This is a genomic window from Bacteroides sp. AM07-18 (assembly GCF_003602695.1).
Classification (GTDB): Bacteria; Bacteroidota; Bacteroidia; order Bacteroidales; family Bacteroidaceae; genus Bacteroides; species Bacteroides uniformis.
Window position 1 is genome coordinate 1 of record NZ_QTLM01000031.1, and the last position, 6,890, is coordinate 6,890.

Genomic DNA, 6,890 nt, shown 5'->3' on the forward strand with positions numbered 1-6,890 from the left:
ATTTTCTTCGTACTCATGTTCATGCTCAGGGGCATACCCTTCGTAGACCTGGCGTACCTGCACAAAAGGGACCTGCAGGGAAATATACTATCGTACAGACGACGGAAGACGGGACGGGCGCTGACCGTGTCACTCACACCCGAAGCCATGCAGATGGTGAGAATAATAGCAAACAAGGACAAGGACTCTCCTTATTTATTCCCCATATTACAAAGTGAGGAAGGATCGGAAGCCGCATACCGGGAATACCAGTCGGCACTCAGGGCATTCAACCAGCGGCTGGCAGTACTCAGGCAGTGCTTGGGAATGCAGTCGGCACTCAGCACCTATGCAGCCAGACACACCTGGGCTACAATGGCTTACCATTGCGAGATACACCCCGGAATCATATCGGAAGCCATGGGACACTCCTCCATCACGGTGACGGAAACCTATCTGAAGCCTTTCAGCAACAGAAAGATTGACGAGGCCAACCAGAGGGTAATTTCTTTTGTAAGAAGCGGAGCGTGTACAGTATAAAAGACGTTACTTCTTTTGATAGGATAGAATAGATTTGTTGCGCATTTTCCGGAGTCTTCAAAATGAGTTTTGAGGAACGGAATGGCGTTGTCTTTACGGAGCTCCAATCGGTGCTATCAATATACTGTCATTCAACCTTTTGAACTGAAAAATACACACTTTCATTCTTTGAAAGCCTCATTTCATCACTTTCCCACTGTCACTTTTCTGGACTTTCAATCCTCTTTCCAATATCCTAACGGGCTGATTTTTACTATTTTGAACAAACCCAACCTATTTTATCCTTATTCCTTGATTATTAATGGAATTAACAAGATTTCATTACCTGCGAAGTAACGGAAAAAATCATATAATCAACAACTATGTGAAAGGGAATGAAAATGAGAGATTATTCACTTTTTTATTTTTTAAATTTATAAATTTAAAGTTTTCAATTATGAACAAGAAGTTTCTAAGTGTAATCCTGTTTAGTGCCTTAATGGTTGGTACTGCAGGAACTTTCACGTCTTGTAAGGACTATGATGATGACATTGATCAGATCAACAATGAGTTGACTGGTATCAAGGCTTCAATCAGCGACTTGCAGGCAAAAGTGGGCGATGGTAAGTTTGTTACCAACGTTGTGAAAAATGGTGATGGTATTACAATCACTTGGAGTGATAATACTACTAGCACCATTGGAACCATTAAAGGTGATAAAGGGGATAAGGGTGATGCTGCTACAATCACCATCGATCCAGTTACTAAAAATTTCATCATCAACAACGAAGATACCGGTATTTGCTCTGAAGGTAAGAATGGAGTAAATGGCATCAATGCTAAAGCTCCTTCTATCAGTAAGGAAACCGGTAATTGGGTGACTTACGAATGGGATGCTGAAAAGAATGACTATGTAGGCACTGATACTGGCATTTCTGCCATGGGCGCAAGTACTTATGTCGTAGATAAGACCAGCTACTGGGAACTGCACGTTGCAACAAGTGAAAATGGTGAAGGCGAACCTGCTGTCATCAAATTACCCAAAGCCGCATCTATTACAAGCTTGAAAGCGGTTTCTATTAATGACGGTAGGATTGAAGCTGCTAATGTTACAATGAGCTATGGTAAGGCATTGGGTGCTGATGTGAAATTTAATAATGTAACATATAAGAAAGACGCTATTTTGCTTTCACAGACTAGTACATTAAGTGCCATTGTAAATCCTCAGGATGCCGATGCCACTAAATATGCTTATGTTTTGTCCGATTCAAAAGGTAATATGCCTTTCAAGGTGACTAATCCGGTAGCTAACATGACTGAAGATGCATTGACTCGTGCAGCTTCAGTGAACAAGGGTGTATTCGATATGACTGTAGAGTATCTTTCTACAGCAAATTGTGGTAAATCTGCAGGAACTTATGCTTTAACGACTGAAACTGCCGACGGTTTGGTCGCTTCCGCATATGATGTAAAAGTGACAGAAAAGGCTGTTAGTGCAATTACTGTAACTAGCCTGAAAGCTCTTTCTGTTGACATCAATAAGGAACTTGATTTAATCGGATGCTTCAAAAATACTGCTGTTGCTACTGTTGATGGTACTGCTGTTGCCGATTTGACTCCTTATATCGTTGATTACTATTTTGAAATTGCCGATAAGACTGCTGCAGCAAATCTTGGTGCAACTATATCTGGAAATACGATTAAGGCTGAAAAGGCTGGTAGTCTTAATATTAAAGTAAATTATCTGTTAGTAAATGGAACTGTTGCAGAAGCTGCAGCTGCCAAGACTATTACAGTAACCTTTAAATATGTTGCTCCTTCAACAACTTTAGGTGATGTAGAATGGACAGTAAATAAAACTAATGCTGATTTCTTCTTGCCATTGGGTGATATTCAAGCAGCTTTGGCTGGTTCAACTGACACTGACCTGCCTTCTGTTGCAAAGGTTGGAAGCATTACTTGGGCAGACGGCAAGGCTCTTACTGAAAAGACAATCACAGTAAACGGTGTGAAATATGGTAAGGATGGAACTGCATTCGATGAAAGCTGGATTACAACAATTGATGCAAGCACTCTTTATGTTAAAAACAGTGCAGGTCAATATGTTTCAGCGGCTGGCTCTAAGATTCAGACCCCGTTGTACATCAAGTTCAATTTCGATTACACTAAAGCATTCCCTGCTGAAGAAAGCTATCAAATTGTATTGGGCTTGAAGAAAGCTGGTGCCACAGTAAACGCCTTTGAAATTCCTGTTAAGGTAACTATCAAGTCTCCGGCTGAATCTGCAGTATCTCCGTTCAGCAGACTGTCTGCTTACTTCGTTGGTGACAACGCTGTAGCTTACGGTTCAGCAAATGGTACAAATGTGGAATACAACTTGTTCAAGCTGTACAAAGACATGGGTACTGAAAAGGGTAATGTAGCGTTTACTGAGACTCTTCACGAAATTGATGGACACAATTGTGCTGCATGGATTGTTGAAACTCCGACTAATCCTGGTGACATCAGCGTTAAGGTATACGACAATGCTCAGAATGCAGACAACAGAGACAACGTTTACTCAACTCGTGAAATCCAGGCTGCTTACACTGTATTCGGCAACGTTCACATCGCTAAGATTGTAGATAAATTCAACTTGACAGTTAAGTCTGAAATCAAGGAAGGTGTCTTGGAAGCTACTACAGCTGCAAATGCTTCAGGCAATGGTGTTAGTCCTATCAAGGTTAGCTTGAAGAACATCACTGCTAAGGATGTTTACGGAGAGGCTTATAACTTGACTCAAATGTATAAGAAATCCGGCAGTACTTATGTAGCAGATACAGCTGAGCCTATGGATAGCAGAATCCAAAGTGTGAAAGTTGTTTTGGCTGACGACAATGCCAAAGAATATCTGGCTATTGAAGACCATAGTGGAAGTCAGTTTGCTCCGACTGGAACCGATGCTTACTCCTACTTCTCAGTAGTGAAGAAGAGCGCAGAAACTGCATTGCAGAACGATGTTCCATGTAAGGTTTCTCTCGTTGTACTTGACAAGTGGGGTGCTACCACAACCACTACTGTAACAATTACTTTGAAGAAGTAAAACATACAGAAGATAGATAAATTTGAGGGTATTCCTTGCGGAATACCCTCTTTTTTTCCCCCATGCAGTGCACAATCTCTTCTTCTTTTATATCTACAACTTTACTCCCGGAAATAATAATTATCATTTTATGATAATCATCTTTTGACAATTGCAATATTTCTCCTATATTTGCCTACATAACAAGTAATCATATGAAAAATCCATTTGTTACGAACGGCTATGTATCACCGGAATATTTCTGTGACAGAGAGAAAGAAACGGCTAAAATTGTCTCACTTTTGACGAATGAGAACAACATTGCATTGATTTCCCCACGCAGATTAGGCAAAACAGACTTGCTGCGGCATTGTTTTGGACAGCCGGAAATCAAGGAGCATTACCACACTTTCATCATCGATATTTATGCCACAAGCTCTGTACGCGATTTTGTGAATGTTTTCGGCAAGGCTGTACTGGATGAACTACGTCCAAAAGGAAAATCCGTATGGGGTACCTTCTTGAATGTACTGGCCTCCCTTCGTTCCGAAATAACATTCGACATGAATGGACAGCCTACCTGGGGAATCGGTCTGGGAGCTATAACTAATCCCTCTGCAACATTGGATGAGATATTCTCCTATCTGAATAATGCCGGGAAGCCTTGCCTAATCGCCATTGATGAATTCCAGCAAATAACCAAATATGCAGACGATCCCAACATAGAAGCGGCACTACGGACACATATACAACGCTGTTCCAATGCCCACTTTGTCTTCTCCGGGTCCCATAGGCATCTGATGGGGGCAATGTTTACTTCTCCGGCACGTCCATTCTACCAATCGGTTACACTGATAAACCTGCCTCCCATTTCTGTTGATAAATACGCGGAGTTCTGCCTTAGGCACTTTGAGCGAGCAAGCAAACACTTAGATACATTAGTGGTAACAGAGCTATATGAGCGCTTCAATGGTATAACTTCGTATATGCAGAAGGTTATGAACATTTTATTTTCCATGACCGGAACTGGAGAAATATGTATTCCCTCAATGATAGATACTGCCATTAACGACCTTCTGGATTTTTCTGCCGATACCTATGATGCCTTATTATATCAGATGCCCGAAAAGCAACGTATTGTGTTTATGGCAATAGCAGCAGAGGGAAAAGCTAAGGCTATCTCAAGCGGTGACTTTGTACGTAAATACAAGTTGCAATCTGCCAGTTCTGTCTCTTCAGCTGTAAAAGGACTACTGGAAAAAGACTTTATTACGTATGATAAAGGCATTTACCAGGTATATGATCAGTTCTTCCAACTTTGGTTGCAAAGGAATAAGCTTTAATGGTTTCTTTCTTGAATCTTATATTCATTCTATAAACAATTTAGAAATGAGTAGAGATGCAGCAGGCTTTGCAAAATATAATTATAAGACTAAAGTAAATACCTTCAATATGGTTCCAACGGATAAAATGTTGTAGCAAATCATTGTTGTTTGAAGGATAATAACTATCTTTGTTCTAAAGACTCGAAATATGGATAGTAAAGTAACCTTATTGGATTGAGATGTCAGATTATGATTTGGAAACAGCGAATGCAATGCTGCTTACAGGCCGTTATCTCTATGTCGGTTCATGTGCCATCAAACAATAGAGAAAATTCTCAAAGCATATTGGACTAATTGCTTAATGGAAGTTCCTCTAAAGATACATCCACTATCCAGACTTGCGGAGAGAACGGGATTGGACAAGCAATTGTCGGAGGAGCAGTTAGCCTTTATAGACAAACTTGAACCTCTTAATATAGAAGCCCGTTACCCCTCTTATAAAGAAAGATTAATGAAGAGCTTAACCAAAGAATACTGTGCTGAACTTTTGAGCCAAACTAAAGAGTTGCAATTATGGATAAAGAACAAGCTATAAACCTTGCCAAACGCTATAAGGAAATGGTAGCGGAGAAGTCCATTAAAGGCCCTTTATCTTTATGGTTCGTACAGTAAAGGAAATTATAGAGCAGACAGCGATATAGATATTGCTGTGATAGTAGAACGCCTGGATGACGATTATTTTAAAGATACTCCTCTATTGTGGAAACTTAGACGCAAGATAAGTAACCTTATAGAGCCAGTCCTACTTACAGAAGATATGGACAATCCTCTTTATTGTGATATTAGAAAAACTGGAATTCTAATACAATGAAGTCTTGTTTATCACATGCCATCTATTTCTATAATTTATATTCTTTTTTACTTCCAACGCATATTCTTCTCCTAAATCTTCGTACCATACCAAGTACTGCGAAATACATACCTGAGCGTTTTTCTCTTACTTATTCCCTTCTTCATCCAATCCCTATCATGACTTAAACATTTTTCTCTTGCAGCAATAATCACTTGATATTGCAAAAAATGAGGGATATGAAATCATTGTATTTGCAGCTATAATTGTATATACTTGTAAGATAAACCTTTTATAAATAAATTGGAAATGAATAGAAATGAAATTACCTTACAGGAGATGTTCTCCTCAGTCATCGGGGAACTCCGGGAAGGCGGCAGGTGGGGGACGGCACACATCTACCAGTCAGCGGTGAATGCATTCTCGGCATTCACCAAATGGCAGCCGATGCCCATGCGCGGGCTGAGCCCGACCGTACTGAAGAGATTCGAAAACTTCCTCAGGCAGAGGAACTGCAGTTGGAACACCGTATCCACCTACATCAAGACGGTACGCTCGGTGTATCATCGGGCGGTAGACAGAAAGTACATACGGTATGTACCCAGACTGTTCGAGCATGTATATACCGGCACACGGGCGGACAGGAAGAAGGCGCTCGAGGCATCCGACATCAGCAGCCTGGTAAGGGAGACGGAAAGGAGCCTGCAAGGAGGGACGCTCCCAAACACACAGCAGAAAACAAGGATTTTCTTCGTACTCATGTTCATGCTCAGGGGCATACCCTTTGTGGATCTGGCATACCTGCACAAAAGGGACCTGCAGGGGAATGTGCTGTCTTACAGAAGGCGGAAGACGGGACGGGCGCTGACCGTGTCACTCACACCCGAAGCCATGCAGATGGTCAGGATGGTGGCGAACAGGAACCCCGACTCCCCCTATCTGTTTCCCATCCTGCAGAGCGAGGAAGGCACGGAAGCCGCATACCGGGAATACCAGTCGGCACTCAGGGGATTCAACCAGCGGCTGGCAGTACTCAGGCAGTGCCTGGGAATGCAGTCGGCACTCAGTACCTATGCAGCCAGACACACCTGGGCCACAATGGCTTACCATTGCGAGATACACCCCGGAATCATATCGGAAGCCATGGGACACTCCT

General features: G+C 41.8%; 5 protein-coding genes and 1 pseudogene. All 6 read left to right on the forward strand.

Annotation, left to right across the window (positions count from 1 at the left end; translation table 11 throughout):
- A partial coding sequence (locus DW096_RS18900) for a tyrosine-type recombinase/integrase (RefSeq protein ID WP_147401834.1) occupies positions 1 to 519 on the forward strand: 519 nt, incomplete at its 5' end.
- A 364-nt stretch (positions 520 to 883) separates the two neighbouring features.
- The gene (locus tag DW096_RS18910) at positions 884 to 3,580 is read left to right on the forward strand and encodes a hypothetical protein (protein WP_227212896.1); all 2,697 of its coding nucleotides are present in this window, start codon (positions 884 to 886) and stop codon (positions 3,578 to 3,580) included.
- A gap of 194 nt (positions 3,581 to 3,774) precedes the next feature.
- Complete coding sequence (locus tag DW096_RS18915; RefSeq protein WP_005825750.1) at positions 3,775 to 4,902, forward strand: ATP-binding protein; 1,128 nt, start codon at positions 3,775 to 3,777, stop codon at positions 4,900 to 4,902.
- A 289-nt stretch (positions 4,903 to 5,191) separates the two neighbouring features.
- On the forward strand, positions 5,192 to 5,479 hold the full coding sequence (locus DW096_RS18920) for a HEPN domain-containing protein (protein WP_227212894.1): 288 nt from the start codon (positions 5,192 to 5,194) through the stop codon (positions 5,477 to 5,479).
- Between the two features lie 96 nt (positions 5,480 to 5,575).
- Positions 5,576 to 5,755, forward strand: a pseudogene (locus DW096_RS18925) (nucleotidyltransferase domain-containing protein); the annotation flags it as partial.
- Positions 5,756 to 6,043: 288 nt separating this feature from the next.
- On the forward strand, positions 6,044 to 6,890 hold an 847-nt coding region (locus tag DW096_RS18930; RefSeq protein ID WP_120151114.1), incomplete at its 3' end, for a site-specific integrase.